This window comes from Candidatus Desulfolinea nitratireducens, from assembly GCF_982879505.1.
Genome location: NZ_CEYOSI010000042.1, coordinates 1 through 19346, shown reverse-complemented (window position 1 = coordinate 19346; position 19346 = coordinate 1). Strand labels below are relative to the sequence as shown.

Here is a 19346-nt window from a genome sequence, read left to right as displayed (position 1 = left end):
GGGCCCTTAACTCACCACCAAGACACAAATGGCCAAAGTTAGCATAATGTTCCCTGCCTGCACTGTGCGGACACCCCAATGTCCTTCAGGAGGCACATGTGTGCCTTTGTGGTGAAAGAGCGGGAGACGGGGATCGAACCCGCGAATGTCAGCTTGGAAAGCTGATGCCTTACCACTTGGCGACTCCCGCGTGGAATAGCGACAGTGATTTTACCGTGATGAGGGCAGTGGGTCAAGCGTCCCCTGTTTATTCCCCCACCTAACCTCCCCCGCGCGCGGGAGCATCCTCTGGATATGCTTCGCGAAGGAACTGTTCTCCCCCTGTGAAACGGGGGGAGCCAGAGGGGGGCGCACTACCAAATTCCCGGCAAAAGCCGATAGCGCGTCCGCTGGGTATAGTCGGCGTAGCCCTCCAATTCGGCTTGCAGGGTCTGGTCTTCGAGAGAGGTGCGCAGGACGAGAATCGCTGTATAAACGGCGACCACGCCAAAGGTCCAGAGCGAATCGAGCAGGATCGGGGTCCCGAAAGCGGCCAGTAAACCTCCCACATAACCGGGATGCCTTACCCAGCGATAAGGGCCTCCATCCACCACATGATGACCGCGATCTTTCTGGATCCGAACAACACCAGAGAAAAAACGGTTTTCCATCAAGGCCCAGGTGCCGATTACATAGCCAAGCAGGATGATCAATAGCGCAAATATCTTCAAAGTCCAATTGAAGTAAATTCCTGACCACCCATCGCGTACATCCAAAGCTGCCACAAGAGGCATAATTGCTCCCCCTAAACCAACCAGACGAGCAAGGACTTTATCCCAGGATTTTGCACCCGCATGCTTGGCAAATTTCGCCCGTTCCGCAAGGAGGTCAGGGTATCGGTTTGCCGCCAGGATCCGGCTGATGATAAAGCCAAATATGGCCAATAAAGCATACAGCCAGGCTTCGATCCAACCCCAATTCCAGGTGATCAGAATCGGTAAAAAGGGAAGCAGGATAACAAATACGAATGTTTGGAGGAGTACACCAGGGGTAAAGGTCTTTTTATCCTCAGCCATGGTATTTTCCTTTCGCACATAGGGAAATCGCATCAAATCACTTTGATATTTTTTTGCAATCTCCAGCCTCTGAGCGGAACGTAGTGGTGTCGCCTGTACCCGCATGGGTGAAGAGCAGTTCTCCCACAACCCGTCCTTCACCCTTCGGGTACAGTCGCCTTCCGCTCAGGAACTGTAATTGATTTCACAAAAATTGAAACGTATCTTTCTCATCGGGGTTTCAGAAAAATTTGCCTGCTAAGAGTATAATATCAAAACTATGAATATAATGAAGATATCGAAAAGCTTTCGCCTACTGCTCCTGTTGATTCCAATCCTGATCCTCTCGTGGACATCTGCCCATGCACAGGATGGTCTCTCCACGATCATGGTCATGACCATAGATGGGGCAATCGCGCCCGCCTCGCAGCAATATCTTGAACGGGCCGTGCAAGTTGCCGAGCGTTCAAACGCAGAAGCGCTTATTTTAGAACTGAATACCCCCGGCGGAAGCGTTGCAACAATGAATGAAATGATCCAGACAATCCGTGCCAGCCGCGTTCCGATCATCGTTTATGTATCCCCAGGTGGGGCAATGGCTGCCTCGGCCGGCACAGTGATCACGCTTGCCGGGCATGCCTCTGCGATGGCGCCAGAGACGATCATCGGTGCGGCCAGCCCGATCAACTCGGATGGCTCGGATATCGGAGAAACTGCCAAGGCAAAAGAGATCGAAGCCCTCAAGGCGACTGTCCGCACCCTGACCGAAAGACGTGGAGCAGAGGCTATTGCCCTCGCTGAAGCAACGATCGAAGAGGCCCGCGCTGTCTCTGCAAAAGAGGCCCTTGAGATTGGGATGATCGATTTCATCGCCAGCGATCTCGGCGACCTGCTTGCCCAGTTGGATGGATTTGAAGTTTCTGTTCTCAACGAGAGCCGGTCTCTCAGCACCGCCAATACCCGTGTTGAGGATATTCCGCTGACGCTGATCGAGCAATTGCTCAAAATGCTGACTGACCCGAATATCGTCTTCATCCTGATCGCCATCGGCACACAGGCCATCTTTATCGAGTTGGGCAGTCCGGGTGGCTGGGTAGCGGGTTTTATCGGCGTGATCGCCCTTGCGCTCGCAACCTATGGAATGGGCGTGCTGCCGGTCAACTGGTTTGGGCTGGTCTTTATCATTGTTTCCTTTGTGCTCTTTATTCTGGATGTCAAAGCTCCTACGCATGGCGCGTTGACCGCCGCCGGAATTGGATCCTTTATCGTCGGTGCGCTGGTACTTTTCAATTCGCCGGGCACGGCCGATTTTGCGCGCGTTTCCGTGCCATTAGTGATCGCCGTTGCTCTGTTGATCGCGCTGATGTTTACCGCCATTCTTGGTTTTGCATTGCGCGCACTGAAGGCCCCCATCCGCACGGGGCATGAGTCCCTCGTTGGGAAGAGAGGCTTTGCAAAAACGGATCTCTCTCCGGATGGGACCGTCAGGGTGGGCAGCGAGCTTTGGAGCGCAGAAAAAGCCGATCCATCGGAAGAAATTTCAAATGGAGAGGGTATCGAAGTTGTATCCGTTGAAGGTTTGCGATTGAAAGTTAAAAAAATTGAATAATTAATCTGCGAGGCACGAAGCAGTCTTCCTATAATGAGGAGATTGCCACGCCGCTAAAAAGCATTAGCGGCTCTCAAAGACACTCCATACACAAAACACACGAGGATTTATGCCTGCTACCCCTACAAGAGATCGGGTAAACCCCGAAGAAATTACCACCAAACCGATGCGCCGCCCTGATTGGATCAGGGTTCGTGCTCCATCGGGCGAAACACATAAAAAGCTAAAAATGCTGATGCGCACAAAGGAATTACACACCGTTTGCGAAGAAGCGAGATGCCCGAATATGGGCGAGTGCTGGGGTTCCGGCACAGCAACCTTTTTGATGCTTGGTGATGTTTGCACCCGCTCCTGCGGATTCTGCGACATTAAACACGGCCTGCCTACCCTATTAAATTGGGACGAGGCCGAACGCGTGGCTCAGGCCGTGAAATCGATGGAGTTGAAACACGCCGTGATCACATCCGTCAATCGCGATGAACGGCGGGATGGTGGCGCACCGATCTTTGCGATGGTCATCCGCCGCATCCATGAAATCATGGATGATTGTTCTGTCGAGGTGCTGATCCCTGATTTCAAAGGCTCGGTCGAGGCCTTGAAGATCGTCATGGACGCCCACCCTGATATTCTGAACCATAATGTAGAGACAGTCCCCCGTCTATTTAAGCTTGCCCAAGCACAGAGCAATTACGCCAATACCGAGGCAACGCTGGTTAACGCCAAGAAACTGCTCCCTGAGGGTTTAACAAAATCCGGGATCATGGTTGGGCTTGGTGAGGAGATCGAGGAGGTCAAGGAGGTCATCCGTGACCTGCGCAGCTGGGATGTGGACATCCTGACCATCGGGCAATATTTACAGCCGAGTAAAAAACATCTTCCGATCGCACGCTTTTACACCTTGGAAGAATTTGAGGAATTGGAAGAATTCGGAAAAGAATTGGGTTTCAAATGGGTCGAGTCTGGGCCGCTGGTCAGATCCTCCTATCACGCTGCCGAACAGGTGCGAGCGTTGAGCAAGGATTACGGAGAAAGAGAAAAGAAATAAATCATCAACTCCCACTGAACTGCACCCAATAGCCAAGACACAAAAAAGAAAAGACCCCGCAGTGGTTTATTTAGACAGACACCTGGTTTGAAAAGGTGTCTGTTTTGTTTTTGTCTTGAATTCAAGCTGCGGTTGTTTAAAAAGGGAATATCTTTGAGTAAAACTCCATCTCCCAAGTGCTATCATGATAAAATTGCCCAATTTTACTAAACAAGTTAGCAATTCACTAAAAGAGAATTAATTATGCCCCTTGTAGCCCATACCCCCCTCCCAACCCTTGAGCATTTAAGACAACACGGACAGGAAGTTCTCAGTCTGGAACAGGCGTTAAAACAGGATTTTCGGGAATTGCATATTGGTTTCCTGAACATGATGCCAGATGCCGCCTTTCAAACCACCGAATTACAGTTTTTACGTTTGATCGGCAGCAGCAATCAAATCGCACAATTCTATGTTTATCCCTGCACTGTGCCCGGTTTATCTCGCAGCAAAGAAATCCAAACTCATATTGATAAATACTACACATCCTTTGAAGCATTAAAGGAGGATGGTCTGGATGCGTTGATCATCACCGGGGCTAATGTCGCCAACCCTTCCCTTGACCAGGAACCCTTTTGGATGTCGTTACAAGAAATTGTCAACTGGGCCACAGTTAATGTTACATCTACCTTATCCTCCTGTTTATCAACCCACGCCATCGCAAAATCGCAAAGTCAAATAGAGCGGAAGTCACTGCCCCATAAAAGGTGGGGAGTATATAATCATCGGATAACTCAAACCGACCATCCACTCCTTATGGATACAAATACCCGGTTCGATGTGCCTCATTCACGTCATAATGACGTTAGCCGGGCTCAATTTGAAGCGGCGGGATATAAAATATTGGTCTACAGCGAAGAGGGTGGCGTTCATATCGCAGTCAGCCCCGATCAATTCCGGCTAGTCTTTCTCCAGGGGCATCCCGAATATGACCGGATCTCCTTGCTAAAAGAATATAAACGAGAGATCAATTTATTTATTTCTGGCGAACGCGAGGATTACCCTCCACACCCTGAGAACTATTTCAATGAGCAGGCAGCTAAAATCGTTGACTACTATCAGGAACTTGTCTTTGCGGCATTGGAACAAGGTAATCCAATAGCCGAATTTCCAGAAAAAGAAATTAAGCCTCATTTGGATAATACCTGGCGCGATACCGGGAGAGCATTTTTCAATAATTGGCTTGGCCTTGTTTATCAACTCACGGATGTCGACAGGAAGATCCCCTTTGTCCCCGGCATAGATCCAAACGACCCTCTCGGTCTAAATAATACAGGAGATAAAAGACGATGAAGCCAGAAACGATTGCCATTCATAGTGGATATGAAAGCGAAGCCACCACCAAATCGGTGGCTGTGCCCATTTACCAAACCGTCGCCTATGAGTTTGATAGCGCCCAACACGGTGCTGATTTATTTAATTTAGCTGTGGAGGGCAATATTTACACCCGCATCATGAATCCCACAGCTGATGTTTTGGAAAAACGAGTGGCTGCGCTGGAAGGCGGCATTGGCGCTCTGGCTCTCAGCGCTGGGAGTGCGGCCATTAATTATGCGATTTTGACCATCACAGAAATGGGTAATAATATCGTTTCCGCGCCCCTCCTTTATGGTGGAACCTATACCCTTTTTGCGCATATGTTTCCTAAGCAGGGGATCGAAGTGCGTTTCGCAAAGGATGGCAGTCCAGCCAGCCTTGAGGCGCTCATTGACGACAAAACAACCGCCGTCTACTGTGAAAGCATCAGCAACCCGACCGGAAACATCGTCGATATCGAAGCGATTGCAAAAATGGCTCACCAATACGGTGTCCCCGTGATCGTCGACAATACTGTTGCGACCCCGATCCTGATCAAACCCTTCGATTACGGTGCCGATATTGTGGCTCACTCGCTGACCAAATATATGGGTGGTCATGGCACTTCGTTGGGTGGCATTCTCGTGGATAGCGGAAAATTCCCCTGGGCTAAATATCCGGAGCGCTTTCCGATGTTAAATACGCCTGAGGCTTCCTATCATGGTGTCGTTTATACAGAAGCGATGGGAGAGGCAGCTTATATCGCCCGAGCCCGTACAGTTCCACTGCGCAATACCGGATCAGCGATCAGCCCCTTCAATGCGTTCCTGATCTTGCAGGGTATTGAGACCCTGGCGCTGCGTATGGAGCGTCACTGTGAGAACGCTATCTCTGTGGCAAATTTCCTCAACAGGCATTCACAGGTATCCTGGGTGAATTACGGCGGATTACCAAACTCACCTGATTATGCCCTCGCGAAAAAATATACCAATGGTCGACCTTCTGCTTTACTATCCTTTGGCATTAAGGGTGGATTCGAAGCGGGTGAACGTTTTTACGATGCACTCAAGCTCTTCAAGAGATTGGTGAATATCGGTGACGCAAAATCACTGGCAGCCCATCCCGCCTCAACAACTCACCGCCAAATGTCTGAAGAAGAACTCGCTTCTTCAGGGATCACACCGGACATGATCCGCCTATGTGTGGGCATTGAGCATATCGATGATATTCTCGCTGATCTGGAACAAGCTTTAGCTTTATCAAAATAATTTCAGTAACCAAGATTAAAGCGTAGTTTCAATATTATCAATAGAGATCGGTCTTTCGCAAAACGCCCTTTTCCTGTTAGCAATGCTCTGCGTTGCTGCTTGTTTACAACACCCAAACACAGAGCATTGGGACAAGGTCAATAAAAATGGGAAAGACCTAAGAGATAGATATCTATGCCAGAGAAATCCACCAATAACCATATTTTACTTTTAGATTCTCACCCTTCCCTTTCAAAACGAGAAAATCTTTATTGGATCGTCGGCGGTGCTGGCTCTGGCAAATCAACCGTTTCCAAGGCTCTCGCAGCCAAATTTGAGATTCTCATCTACGATATGGATGCCCAGATCTACGGCGCATATCATGGACGTTTTACGCAGGAACGCCATCCAGTTAACAAAATATGGTCAACTGCGGATAACGGATTGGCATTTTTACTGGATATGACCTGGGATGACTTCAATCAGTTCAACCAGACCGCACTTCCAGAATATCTGGATCTCCTCGCCGAAGACCTGAATGCTACAGATGCCAGCGCCAGCATCCTGATCGATGGGGGGATAAGCAATCCCGGCCTGGTGGCAGAAATCATTTCCCCCAAAAATATTATATGTCTGATGGGTCCGGACCGCTCGAGCACCGAAATTTGGGAGGGGAGCGATGAACGTTTAGCCATGAAAGAATATATTTACCAATTACCAAACCCAGAGGAAGCGTGGCGGAAATTTCTGGAATTTGACGAAAATATCAATCAAACGATCCTCAAAGAATCTCTGGAAAATAAGATCAGTGTGTGTTCAAGAAGCGTAAATGAATCCGTTGATGAATTCACCATGAGAGTTGCCAATAAATTGGGGATTCAATAGAATTCACAGGAGGCTACCTAATGAGCAAAAAACAAATTGGATTCCTGCATCCGGGGGCAATGGGGATCTCTCTGGCAGTGTCGGCACAGAATTCTGGTCATGAGGCTTATTGGGTTTCAGAAGGCCGCAGCCGGGAAACAATCGAGCGGGCTGCCGAGCATAATCTCATCGAATTGAAAACCCTTGAAGAATTATGCGATAAGTGCTCAGTGATCATCAGCGTTTGCCCTCCCCATGCCGCGACAGATCTAGCCGAGCAGGTCTTGAAGCATTCTTTTGAGGGCATTTATGTCGATGCGAATGCCATCTCCCCACAACGAGCAAAAGATATCGGCGATCTAATGGATCAGGCCGGTGTAGCATATGTCGATGGAGGCATTATTGGCGGTCCGGCCTGGAAAGCAAGTTCGACCTGGCTTTATTTATCAGGCAGCAATGCTGAAGAGGTAGTGTCTTGCTTTACAGAAGGACCATTGGAAACAGAAATCATGGGTGACGAGATCGGTAGGGCCTCCGCATTAAAGATGTGTTTCGCGGCCAACTCCAAGGGGACGACTGCTCTTTTATGCGGTATTGTTGCAGCAGCCGAAGAAATGGGCGTTCGCAAAGAACTGGAAAAGCAATGGTCGCGATATGATCCGAAGTTTGCAAAAGAAACACTTGCGAGGGTTAGTCGAGTGACTGCAAAGGCCTGGCGCTTTTCCGGGGAAATGAAAGAGATCGCCTCAACATTTGAAGCCGCGGGACTTCCGGATGGATTCCACCTCGCCGCATATGAAATCTATGATCGGATCAGCAAGTTCAAAGGCGACGAGTCCCCGCCTCCGGTCGAAGAGGTCCTCGAGGCTTTGCTTAATCCTGATAAACCAAAATAATAGATTTCTTGTAAAAGTCCCTTTTTGACATTGCTCTAGCCGACGGGAGCACATATGCAATAGGTCTAGTATATAAAAATGAACTAAAGCGCCCGGATTCTTCCAGCAATTTCAAATAGAGACGATTTTGCGAGGAGGGCTTTACCCGACGAAGCAATCTCACGGAAAATAAGACCCCTTCGTCGTAAGAGTCCTTGATGCTTCTGCGAGGAATCGGCCACTCCTTGCGGAGTCATATTTGGAATTGCCCGGATTCTTCTTGACATGGGGATTTTTAAGTTGTATATTGTGTGAGTACTGGGGAGTAGCCTCCTGCCCCCTGCAGGTCGGATCGTCGTCAAGACAGAGCAAGGCTGAATTCATCTCAGCACGCACTCGGTGATCCGTGCGCTGAAACAAATAGCGATTGGCGAGACCATCACATTTTTTGTGGTGGTCTTTTTTTTCTAAGGAGAATAAGTATGGACAAGTCAAACGCATACAAATTGGCCATCGTTCTAATATTGACCCTTATGATTCAGGCTTGTTCACCAGAAACGCCAATACCCTACTCAACACCCAAGCCCAAAAACATTTCTGATGAAGTAAAAGATGAATATTTTGCTTTAATAAACCCACTTTTAGATCAATGGGAAGCAGTAATCCCGCTAATGAGCGATAGGAACAGCGGTTGGCTAAACCGTATTATCGAATTACAGGAAATCAGAAACGAATTCGCAAAACTTGGGATAGACCCTTATTTCGATGAGCTTCACTCTCAAATGATTCTACACATGGATTGGCAAATAGCAGCCTATATCGCTTTAGTAAATCCAAGAGATTATTCATCAGGCATTCTTTTAGAAGAACCTGAAATGATATTTAAAAGATGCAGTTTCCCTACTGTAGAGTAAGGAATAAACGATAACCGAGACAGACTCGATGCCCCTCGAAGCCTCGCAAGCTGAGGGCAAGAGCGTAACGTAGAAGTCATCCTTGACAAAGAATTTTTCAGGTCTATAATATGACCTGGTGGTCATATGACCACCAGGTCATATAAAATTATGCCAAAACAAACTTTTTTTAATCTTCCTGATGAAAAACGCGAGAATATCATCAATATTGCTGTTGATGAGTTCGCAGAGTTTGGACTTGAGAATGCGTCCACGAATCGGATCGTATCGAAGAGTGGCATATCCAAGGGAAGTTTCTACCAGTATTTTGAAGATAAGCAAGATATCTTTATGCATTTACTTAAGATCCTTGAGCGAGAAAAAATGGCCTATCTTAGCGGACAATCCCCTCCGAATATGAATTTGGATACCTTTGCTTATTATCGTTGGATGGTTAAAACAGGCCTGGCATTCAATTCTACAAACTCAAAGATGGTGCAAGCTGTGACTCGCGTAATGGTTGGTGAGAGATTCTTTTTCAGTAAGTACCTGGCCGATGCCCGCGAAAGAACAAAAGAATTTATAAAAAATATGATCGATAATGCCATTAAAAAAGGAGAAATTGATCCGAGTATAGATGTAGAACTGGCGGTTATGGTCATGGAGGCCTGGCAAAATACGATTACAACTTATATCCTTGATGAAGGTATGAAGCAAAAAGATTTTGCAGCATGGGTCTACTCTGCAAAGACTCAGGAAATGATCGATAAACTCTTATACGTAATGGAATATGGCTTGCGCAAGACCGAATCAGAATTTATTACACGCCCCCCCTCAAACTCCCCCCTCATAGGGGAGAAATAGTCCCCTCTCCCCCAGGGAGCACCCTGCAGATATGATAAGGGCGGAGGGTGAGGACAACAAAGGAGAAATCTATGCTACTACTAAAGTTAGCCTGGCGCAATTTATGGCGTAATCGGCGCAGAACGCTGCTCGTCGTCATGGCCATGGGAATGATGATGTCCTTCCTGGTCATGTACGACGGGATGTTGTTCGGCTTTGAAAGCGCTGTTTACGGCAACGCGATCAAATTGAGCGGTGGAAATATCCAAATCCGCGCAAACGGATATGAAGATTCATATAGTCCAAACCCGATGCTCCCCCTGGGAAATGGACTGGATGCCGTTCAAGCGGCTGAAAGCCAACCCGGTGTAGAAGTAGCTTTACGACACGCAAATACCGGTGGCCTGGTCACAAATCGCGCCGGAGCATTCTCAGTCAGTATAAATGGCATCGAACCGGAAAAAGAAGCCCCCGTCAATCCCATTTTCCAGGAAGAATTTCTTCTGGATGGACGTCTTTTGAAAGGCGACGATGAAGATGTGATCTTTATCGGAAAGGGTTTGGCAGATGCGATGGAGATTGGTATTGGGGACCGCATCACCATGAGCGGCAAAGCCACGAACGATGAGATGCGCAAACGGACAATGACCGTCATCGGGGTTTACGATATCAACCTGCCATCTTTTGAACGCCAGAGTTTGTATATTTCCCTCAGTGAGGCCCAACTTCTATACGATCTTGGCGATGAAGTCACCGAAGTGATCCTCTATACCGAGATCACAGGAAAAGAAAATCCCATCGTAGAGGCGCTGAATGCTTCGCTCACAGGCTATGAGATCTCAACCTGGAAAACGGCCATCCCTGAATTGAGTTCAACGGTCGAGATGAAAAATGCGATCATGACCGGCTTCAGTGCAGTCCTTCTGGGCATCGCCGCGATCGGCATCTTCAATATCTTGCTGATGTCAATTTACGAGCGCACAAAAGAGATCGGCTTGCTCGGCGCCATCGGGCTTAAGCCCCGGCAAATCACCATGCTCTTCCTCTTTGAAGGGATCATGATCGGTTTGGTGGGCGCTTTGGTTGGAACGATCATGGGGTATTTGATCACCTCAATTCTGGGTTTTTACGGAATTAACTACGGCTTTGCAGTTGATATGGTTGATTATATGGCACTAATGGGCTCATATATTTATCCTGCTTTTGATGTCAATCTGACTTTGCAGCGTGCCGGGATGGTGGCAATCATCTCCACATTAGCGGCACTATACCCTGCCATGGAAGCATCTCGCCGCGAACCTGCAGATGCCCTGCATCACGTTTAGGTCGCATCCATGGATGCTTTCCAAGGAGAATCAGCATGAACTACATTTTAAAAATGTCATTGCGAAATCTGGCGCGTAATAAACGTCGCTCTGCGCTTTCAGCAATCGCAATCGCAATCGGTACTGCCCTATTACTTTTTATGTCGGCCACGATCCGCGGTGAAATGCGCGGTGCATTGGATCTGACGATCAACCTGCGCACAGGCCATTTACAAATCCACGCCGAGGATTACAAAGATGAAAATATGAGCCTGAAGCGTGAGGATATGATCGAGGGACCCCTCGAGATATCCGGCCAGATCGAGGAGATCTCCCAGGTCAAGGCAGCCAGCCCGCGTCTGAATATAAGCGGTATCGTTGCCTTCAAAAATGAAACCATCGGCGTACAGATCCTTGGGATTGATCCTCCCTCTGCTACCAACGCAATGTATATCGAGGGCATGGTCGCAGGCGAGTATTTCAGCACTGATGATCATGAAGGGGTCCTGATCGGCCTGCCTCTGGCGGAAAGTCTGGATATAAATCCCGGAGATACGATCGATTTGATCATCAACACCTCCGAAGGGGATACAGATGAACAACGCTTTACTGTTCGCGGTATCTACACCACGGATACCCCTGCTTATGATAAATCAACCATTTTTATGCCGCTGGAAAAGGCTCAAACGATCTCTCGGACCGACAACTATGCGAGCATGATCTATATCCTTTTGCACGATATGGATGATACCGCTGCAGTCAAGGATGCTATCCAGGCTCCCGGATATATCGTTGAAGATTGGGTGGAACTCAACCAGCTCATCGTGATCGTCGAACAACTGTCCAATGCCATGATGTTCTTCTTCAACCTGATGGTCCTGGGTGTCACCTCAACCGTCATCATGAATACCCTTTTGATGGCCGTTTACGAACGCACCCGGGAAATGGGTATTCTGGGTGCACTCGGTATGAAAGCCAAACAGGTCAAAGCCCTCTTCCTGACAGAAGCCACTTTGCTGGCGATTGGCGGTGTTCTGATCGGGCTGGCCATCGGTGTGCCGCTTGTCCTCTACTATGCACAGGTAGGCTTCTTTCTTGGCGATATGGGCATCTCTGCAAACTCATCATTTATGTTCGGAAACTCAATCTACCCTTACCCCACGGTTGGTGACGCGATCAGCGTCAGTGTTGCTGCGCTGCTGATCACCATGCTTTCTGGATATTACCCCGCTTCGCAGGCCGCCAAATTGGAACCTGTGGACGCATTGCACAGCAATAACTAGACTATATTACGCACCGTCCCGCAGGTTTCTTCCCCAGAACAGACCTGCCTTACCGCAACCTGCGGGACGCTCTACGTAAACAAAGGAGAAAAACTCATGGAAATCGCAAAACTTACAGATATTACCCGCGTTTACACCATCGGCGAAGTAGAAACCCACGCGCTGCGCGGGGTTGACCTGAGCATTGGCGAAGGTGAATTCACCACATTGGTCGGTCCGTCCGGGTCTGGCAAAACCACCCTCTTGCAATTGATCGGCTGCCTCGATAAGCCGACTTCCGGCAAAGTCTTCATCAATAATGAGGAAGCAACCGGGATGAATCGCAATCAACGAGCTGATCTGCGCAAGGGCACGATTGGATTTATCTTCCAATTCTTTGCCCTGGTTCCCACGCTGACCGCGTATGAAAATGTGGAATTGCCCCTTCTGCTGATCGGAAAGAAAAATAATCACAAAGCCCGTGTGATGGAATTGCTCGACGCAGTCGGCCTCGTTGATTGGGCTGAACACCGCCCCGATCAGATGAGCGGTGGTCAACAGCAGCGCGTTGCAGTTGCCCGTGCACTTGCTTCTGAACCCCTACTGATTCTCGCCGATGAGCCGACAGCCAACCTTGATACTGAAAACGGCGAACAAGTCATGGAAATTATGAAGAAGCTCAACGAAGAGACTGGTACCACCTTCGTCTTCGCAACACACGATCCGCGCGTGATCAAATATGCAAAACGTGTCATCACCCTGGAAGATGGCCTGATCATTGAAGATAAGAACTCTGGAAAGTAGGAAAACCTCATGAAATCATCCCGCTGGGTTCTGCTCCCAATGTTAATTGGTGTGACAATCCTGTCTGCCTGTGGCGGAATCTCCGGAACCCCGGAGGCCATCCCGACCGTCGTCCTCAGTAGTAACGGTGGCAACAGCCAAAGCATAAGTACGGAAACTGTGGCCGCCTCAGCGATCATCGTTCCGGTAAACCAAATTCAACTGAGCTTCCCGCTGACGGGATCAGTCGCTACCGTTGATGTCGCCGAAGGCGATTTGGTGGAATCCGGTCAAAGCCTGGTTCAACTGGATACTGCCATTCTCCAGGCAATAGTCGCTGAAAGGGAAGCAAATATCATTGCAGCCCAGACCCAGGTCAGCTATCTGCGTAGGATCATTAATAGCTCTAACGAAGATATCGATGCAGCAGAAGCCGAAGTCGCCCGTCAAAATGCGATCCTGGATGCCGACCTCGAAAGGCTGAAACAGGCTACCTTGGTCACTCCGATCAGTGGGACAGTCGTTTCTGTGGATATTTCCCCCGGTGAAACTGTTACCCCCGGCCTGATCGTGATCACGATCGGTGATCTGACAGAAATGCAGATCGAGACAACTGACCTGAGCGAAAGGGATATCCCTAAGGTAAAAATTGGTCAATCTGCCACAATTAATATCGACGCCCTCGACCAGGAAGTGAATGGGAGGGTAAGTCGGATTGCGGAACAGGCTTCGAGCGTCGGTGGAGACGTGGTTTATACAGTGATCATTTCCCTTGATGAAGAGATTCCAGAGGCACGCTGGGGTATGAGCGCTGAAATCAAGATCGCTGTAGAAGGGTGAGGCTGCGATGAAAAACCGAAGCTTGATGGGGCTTTTGCCGCTGCTCTTGCTGATCGTCAGTTGTAATTCTGCACCCACCCCTGCAACAGAGTCTGCTCCTGAAATTCCATCTGCTGATGCAGAAATTACTGAATCGGATTTGACCGAGGGAATCGTCGTTCCCGGACAGCAATCTACCCTGAGCTTTCTAATCGCTGGATCCATTGCTGAGGTCTTCGTAGCAGAGGGCGATCTTGTCCAAGCCGGAGAATCTCTGATCGCGATTGATGCCCCTGAACTGGATAGCGCAGTTTTGGCGGCAGAAGCCTCCCTGCGGATCGCCGAATTAGAACTGGTCTATTGGACCTGGGCCCACAAAAATAAACCACCCGAGAGGCGCTGGCTGGCTGAAAATCGGATTGATGCGGCAGAAAAGGCAGTTGAGACCGCCCTCCTCAGCCGTAATCAAAAAACGCTCCTGGCTCCCTTCAATGCGACGGTGGTCGATATCAGCGTAATGGTGGGTGAGGTCGTCAGCCCCCACCTGGGTGTCATCCTGCTGGCCGATCTGGAGAATCTCAAAATCGAGACCACCGATCTGAATGAGCGGGATGTCGTCCATATCAGTGTTGGGGACACTGCGCTTGTCTATATTGAAGCGCTGGAGTTGGAAATCGAAGGTCTTGTTGTTGCGATCTCCCCCATCCCCACTGACAATAGCAGCGATGTGGTGTACACTACAACGATCATCCTGAAGGAATATCCTGCATCCCTGCGCTGGGGCATGAGTACAAAAATTGACTTCGACAGAAACCAGTAAAAATTCACCACCACAAAATATGGAGCGAGATGGTCTGCCTCTCTGGAGGCGAATCGTCTCGCTTTTTGGTTGGACACGCCATAGCAGCATCCTCCTGAGCGTTTTCTTCCTGACGATCGGTCTGATCCTCTACGTTTGGTGGCCGCTGGCAGAGGAGGTCCTTTCCTATATTGACTGGACTGGCCCCTGGTGGCTTTATATGGATTGGCTCCTGATCGGCATTTTTCTCTTTATGTCGGTCGCCATCGTTTCGCGCGCGGATTTGGGCCTGGATTCGTTAACCATCATTGTCGCCACCTTTGGCGGATTGGTGATCGAATCCTGGGGAACCCAGACCAATCTCTGGCATTATTACACCGCTGAACGCCCGCCCCTCTGGATCATCCCTGCCTGGCCGATTGCTACGCTGACGATCAATCGCATAGTGCGTTTGTTAAATTATCTTTTTTTAAACCGCCAAAACGCCAAGAAAAAACAAAATACCAAGGGAGCAAAACCATTAACAAACCTTGGCGCCTTTAATGAAAACTTGGCGAACTTCGCGTCTTGGCGGTTAAAAGTTCTTTACTGGTTTCTATTCCCTGCCTTCTTCGCTCTGATGCTCTCTTTTGTCGCTCCAACCTTTGATAAATCCTATACCCTACTCTCCATATTGCTGGTTGCGCTGCTGATATTGACCCCCACCAATTATCGTACCGCTGTGCTGACATTTATCGCCGGAGCCGGGTTGGGATATTACCTTGAGCTTTGGGGCACCACCCGCGAATGCTGGACCTATTACACCTTTCAGAAGCCGCCCCTTTTTGCAGTCCTCGCCCATGGGATGGCGGCGGTCGCCTTTTGGCGGACGGAGAACTTGGTCAAGCTCGTCTGGGGGAAAATAAGACCTGGTTCATTCTCTGCCGAAAAAGTTATGGGGGATTAGATGAAGCAATCAGAAATAGAATTATTGCGAATGCTGGCAAAACGCCTTGAACGGTTGTCCGTCGATTCTCTCTGGGCGCGGCGAGCCAGCGGATTACGCGGCAATATCATCAAAGTGCTGGAGGAGATCGACTCTGGGGGTGATATCAAAGATTCGCGCCTCTCCGCGCTGATCGAGCGCGCCTTTGAGGTCCTCAAGCATGCTGCCCAGGAAATTCCTGATATCGACGAGATCAGGAAGAAATATAAATAAACACCCTTCCCCAACAGTGGAAATATCACCTTCGTGGAATGCAGCGCCTCTGTCGTCGCTACGCTTCTCGCAACTTCAGTAATTTATTGCTTTCGACTTTTGACTCTCCCTACTGTTCAATCACATTTGCAACCTTGAATATATGGTAGGATTCACTGAAATTTTTCTGAGTATTCGTTAGCACGCTAAACCCTTTTTCCCAATGTTTGGCAACTAATATTAAGAACGAAAGCTCATCACCCATCATAATTTTAAAGGAAAAAACATGGAAATGCTGAAGAATATCTTCTCAGATAAAAAGAAAAGTATGTGGCTCATTATTGGAGCCGTAGTTGTGGTCGTTCTGGTTATACTGCTTGGATCAGGAAGAACGACTGCGAATCTCGCCGGGACAGCTGGCGTGGTCTGTAACTCTTCGATCATCGATTCAGATCCAGCCATGGGGCAGATTATGGCAGCATCGGGCTTATTTCTGCGCGTAAGCCCAGACGTTAACGCAGCCAGTTTGACTGCATTGCCAGTCTGCTCAACCTTTGAATTACTTGGGCGCTCCCCTGACAGCCAATGGCTGAACGTGAATGGTGCGGACAATGAGGGATGGATATTCTATTTCGAAGAGGAATATGTAAGGTTCAATGCCAGTGTGAGCATTGAAGACCTGCCGATCTCGAATGCCTCTTACCAGCAGACCTCATCATCAGGCGCATCCTACACAGCAAATGTTCTGATCAGTATTACAAATAACACAGCAGATGTTATTATCTCGAAAATGTCATCCAATGCTTCCTTTTACGTAATGCTCGCCTCAGGCAATAAGTCAATCGTTTTCACCCAGGGAAAAGCTGACGCCAATGGGAATGCCCACTTCCAAAAAGCAATGCCAGGCGTCTGGGCTGATGGAAGCGCGGTGCTTTCAGGTCAACTGACGATGAATGTCTTTTTATCCCAAACGGATACGCAGGTGGCAGCCCAACCCTTTGTCTACTATCGTTAATTGCAGATATTTGGGACCATCCCATAGATATCCCTGTACAACTAACTTCCTCAGAAATACGAGACCTACAGCTACTTTACAGATTAAGGGGATGAGCCTGAACACATTGGGTCACTGGTCCCCCTGCGGGGTCAGGCGAATCCAGCCAGGTAAATAGTGAAGTATATGGCAAGCAAAGACTTCGAAAGGTTCCCTCGAAGTATTGGAAACGAGTCTAGAGAGGATATAAAACATATACTGAGATGATTCAAATCATGTCTAGAGAAGTTTCCAAACGAGTCTAGACTCGTTTTCGAACGAGATAAGAGAGGTTTCTAAACGAAAAAAGGAAGGTTTTAAAATGAGTGGGTATAGACGGGAATGTGGATTACAAAAGGCTTCCCCTACCCCCTAACCAACCCCCAAACGCGACCTACGCTCCAGGCACCGATAAAACCAGCTCCCATGCCCACTAAAATCCCCGCCAACATCCCCCATAATTGACCGGCTTTGCTCCCCACCGCCATCCCGGCGAAGCCACCAGCCAATCTACCGAGCCAGATCGCCGCTATCATTGTGAGTGCAAGACCGATCAGGTCGAGGGCGGTATTGCGTAAGAATTCTGAGAGCGTATTTTCGCTATGCTCTTGCCCTGTGCCTGTCGAAGGGTTGTGCTTTTGCCAATTTCTTTGAATGGTGAAAATAATTGCTGTTCCTATGCCGAAAACGAGTATTCCCATGGATAAGCCACGAGATGAATCAGGGTAGAAAAGCAGGGCAACCAGCAGCGCGACAAGCAGCAGGATGGAGATGGTCGGGGCGTGTTTTTGGAAAAAGATCAACATTTATGATTTCCGTTTCTTCCACAAACGCCAAAGGAATTTACCGATCAATGCACCAATGATACCTGCTCCCCAGAGGAGACCAAAAGGGAGTTGTTTTATAATTTCCATATTATTCTCACCAACTATATTCTATGTAATCTCTAGTTTTTGGAGTAAATTTTCTGCTTGCTCTCTAATATCGCCCATCAACTGTTCTTTACGCTTCAATCCTTTGATTAGATCATTAATGGCACTTTTATTATTACCAACCTTTTCATATAAAATACCTCTCCTACAATATGCTTTGGGATTATTCGGATCTTCTTTCAATACCTTTGTCCATTCATTAATGGCGGCAGGGTAATCTCTAACCTTCTCAAAAATTATCGCCCGATTATTATGACCAGCCTTCGTATTTCCTAATTCAATTACCATTTCAGCATCATCCAAAGCCAATTCAAATTCTTCTCTAACTGAATGAATAATACTTCGATGATTATAATATTCTGCCTCTTTAGGAGCTAAAAGAATTGCACTTTCTATGTCAGCAAGCGCCAGATCGGTTTTCCCAAAACCCATATTTGCAATACTACGATTATAATAAGCTATATCATTCCCAGAATTTTTTTCAATCACATAGTTTAAATCTGCAAGCGCATGGTCATTTTCTCCTTGGTTTATATAGGCAATTGACCGGTGAATGTATGCATCTTGATATTCAGGTAATAATTCAATAGCTTTTGAAAGTAATTTAATAGCCTTTTTGAAATTGCCTTTGATCGATTGGGTTGTTCCTTCTAGATAATATTGTTCTGCAGTTTTCTTCGATAACCAATTCATAAATAGTTCCTCTTAGAACATAGTGAGCTAAGTATAATCATCAGTCTATTAGTTATTTTATGATTTAACATTTTATTTAAAAAAATGCGACTAAATTTAATTTTGCATTTCTTTCCACAGGTGATATGAAAAATATTGTCCCAAACTAAAGGATAGGATTGCACTAATTACTCCGATCACCAATAATACTGGTGAACTAACATCCCAGAGTATGCGACTATAAAAACTAAACAAGCTACAAAATCCACCTATGCTGACTAACAAAAGTAGAGTCAGAAAGTTGTTCATACGACCTTTTATCGAATTCACCTTCCAGAATCTATTGATATTGCTTTGTGATTTGACAAATCTAATATTTAGGTATGGAGAAACCCAAACTAATATATACCCAACCAGCAAAAATACAATCCAAATCCACCCTTTTAGGGCTGTTCCAATACCATGAATAGCAGATGCTAACAAGAGATTTGTGATGTTAAAAAGAACTAGAAATCTTGCGAAGAGATTTGGTCTGATGCTATTCAAAAAACTACTAATTCCAATGGTAAGAGATAATCCCAAAACCGTGACTAAACTAACAGGTGACGGATCTTTAAAGTCAGGCATACTAGCAATTATTAATCCTATTGTGGTAAATATAATAAATACCAACAAACTCCAAAATATTGATTTCATCATAAGGAATTCTTGCTCCTAATATCCACAATATTACTGTTTATAAAAATTTATACAAGACACCTTCTAATGGGTAAATCAAATAGAGTTCGGATAAAGAGTTGTGTGTCCATATTTTCGTAGG

20 protein-coding genes and 1 tRNA gene are annotated in these 19346 nt (G+C 47.5%); 16 read left to right on the top strand and 5 right to left on the bottom strand.

Features of this window, described 5'->3' with window-relative positions:
• Positions 1–118 precede the first annotated feature (118 nt).
• Positions 119–190: transfer RNA gene (locus tag AC3DOM_RS05640), tRNA-Gly, on the bottom strand.
• Positions 191–353: 163 nt separating this feature from the next.
• Entirely contained in the window at positions 354–1055 is a 702-nt protein-coding gene (locus tag AC3DOM_RS05635) for a methyltransferase family protein (protein ID WP_487918052.1), read from the bottom strand.
• 268 nt (positions 1056–1323) lie between these two features.
• Between AC3DOM_RS05635 and AC3DOM_RS05630 the strand changes: the two genes are divergently transcribed.
• The 16 genes from AC3DOM_RS05630 (at position 1324) to AC3DOM_RS05555 (ending at position 16904) form a co-directional block, all read left to right on the top strand.
• Entirely contained in the window at positions 1324–2643 is a 1320-nt protein-coding gene (locus AC3DOM_RS05630; protein ID WP_487918051.1) for an NfeD family protein, read from the top strand.
• A 109-nt stretch (positions 2644–2752) separates the two neighbouring features.
• A complete protein-coding gene (lipA, locus tag AC3DOM_RS05625) occupies positions 2753–3688 on the top strand; it encodes a lipoyl synthase (RefSeq protein ID WP_487918050.1) in 936 nt (311 codons plus the stop codon).
• 243 nt (positions 3689–3931) lie between these two features.
• Positions 3932–5020, top strand: a complete 1089-nt coding sequence (gene metA, locus AC3DOM_RS05620; RefSeq protein WP_487918049.1) for a homoserine O-succinyltransferase MetA — start codon at positions 3932–3934, stop codon at positions 5018–5020.
• Positions 5017–6291 carry an O-acetylhomoserine aminocarboxypropyltransferase/cysteine synthase family protein gene (locus AC3DOM_RS05615; RefSeq protein WP_487918048.1) on the top strand — a complete coding sequence of 425 codons (1275 nt, stop codon included), beginning with the start codon at positions 5017–5019 and terminating at the stop codon, positions 6289–6291. Before metA ends, AC3DOM_RS05615 begins: the two co-directional genes overlap by 4 nt.
• Before the next feature lie 174 nt (positions 6292–6465).
• The gene (locus AC3DOM_RS05610) at positions 6466–7155 is read left to right on the top strand and encodes a hypothetical protein (protein ID WP_487918047.1); all 690 of its coding nucleotides are present in this window, start codon (positions 6466–6468) and stop codon (positions 7153–7155) included.
• Between the two features lie 20 nt (positions 7156–7175).
• Entirely contained in the window at positions 7176–8030 is an 855-nt protein-coding gene (locus tag AC3DOM_RS05605; protein WP_487918046.1) for an NAD(P)-dependent oxidoreductase, read from the top strand.
• 461 nt (positions 8031–8491) lie between these two features.
• Positions 8492–8923 (top strand): hypothetical protein, encoded by a 432-nt coding sequence (locus AC3DOM_RS05600; protein WP_487918045.1) that lies wholly within the window; start codon positions 8492–8494, stop codon positions 8921–8923.
• 150 nt (positions 8924–9073) lie between these two features.
• Complete coding sequence (locus tag AC3DOM_RS05595; protein ID WP_487918044.1) at positions 9074–9766, top strand: TetR/AcrR family transcriptional regulator; 693 nt, start codon at positions 9074–9076, stop codon at positions 9764–9766.
• A 71-nt stretch (positions 9767–9837) separates the two neighbouring features.
• Positions 9838–11070 (top strand): ABC transporter permease, encoded by a 1233-nt coding sequence (locus AC3DOM_RS05590; RefSeq protein ID WP_487918043.1) that lies wholly within the window; start codon positions 9838–9840, stop codon positions 11068–11070.
• Between the two features lie 35 nt (positions 11071–11105).
• Positions 11106–12332 carry an ABC transporter permease gene (locus AC3DOM_RS05585; RefSeq protein WP_487918042.1) on the top strand — a complete coding sequence of 409 codons (1227 nt, stop codon included), beginning with the start codon at positions 11106–11108 and terminating at the stop codon, positions 12330–12332.
• 96 nt (positions 12333–12428) lie between these two features.
• Entirely contained in the window at positions 12429–13115 is a 687-nt protein-coding gene (locus tag AC3DOM_RS05580) for an ABC transporter ATP-binding protein (RefSeq protein ID WP_487918041.1), read from the top strand.
• Between the two features lie 9 nt (positions 13116–13124).
• Positions 13125–13934, top strand: coding sequence for an efflux RND transporter periplasmic adaptor subunit (locus AC3DOM_RS05575; protein WP_487918040.1), 810 nt, complete (start codon positions 13125–13127; stop codon positions 13932–13934).
• A 7-nt stretch (positions 13935–13941) separates the two neighbouring features.
• The gene (locus AC3DOM_RS05570; RefSeq protein WP_487918039.1) at positions 13942–14733 is read left to right on the top strand and encodes an efflux RND transporter periplasmic adaptor subunit; all 792 of its coding nucleotides are present in this window, start codon (positions 13942–13944) and stop codon (positions 14731–14733) included.
• Entirely contained in the window at positions 14711–15658 is a 948-nt protein-coding gene (locus tag AC3DOM_RS05565) for a hypothetical protein (RefSeq protein ID WP_487918038.1), read from the top strand. The genes AC3DOM_RS05570 and AC3DOM_RS05565 overlap by 23 nt, the downstream gene beginning before the upstream one ends.
• Positions 15659–15910: a hypothetical protein gene (locus tag AC3DOM_RS05560; RefSeq protein ID WP_487918037.1), complete on the top strand. Its 252-nt coding sequence runs from the start codon at positions 15659–15661 to the stop codon at positions 15908–15910.
• Between the two features lie 271 nt (positions 15911–16181).
• Positions 16182–16904 (top strand): SH3 domain-containing protein, encoded by a 723-nt coding sequence (locus tag AC3DOM_RS05555; RefSeq protein WP_487918036.1) that lies wholly within the window; start codon positions 16182–16184, stop codon positions 16902–16904.
• A gap of 383 nt (positions 16905–17287) precedes the next feature.
• Here the strand turns inward: AC3DOM_RS05555 and AC3DOM_RS05550 are convergent, their stop codons facing one another.
• From AC3DOM_RS05550 to AC3DOM_RS05540, 3 genes are all read right to left on the bottom strand, one after another.
• Positions 17288–17728, bottom strand: a complete 441-nt coding sequence (locus tag AC3DOM_RS05550) for a hypothetical protein (RefSeq protein ID WP_487918035.1) — start codon at positions 17726–17728, stop codon at positions 17288–17290.
• A gap of 129 nt (positions 17729–17857) precedes the next feature.
• Complete coding sequence (locus AC3DOM_RS05545) at positions 17858–18547, bottom strand: tetratricopeptide repeat protein (protein WP_487918034.1); 690 nt, start codon at positions 18545–18547, stop codon at positions 17858–17860.
• A 96-nt stretch (positions 18548–18643) separates the two neighbouring features.
• Positions 18644–19225, bottom strand: a complete 582-nt coding sequence (locus AC3DOM_RS05540; protein WP_487918033.1) for a hypothetical protein — start codon at positions 19223–19225, stop codon at positions 18644–18646.
• Positions 19226–19346 lie beyond the last annotated feature (121 nt).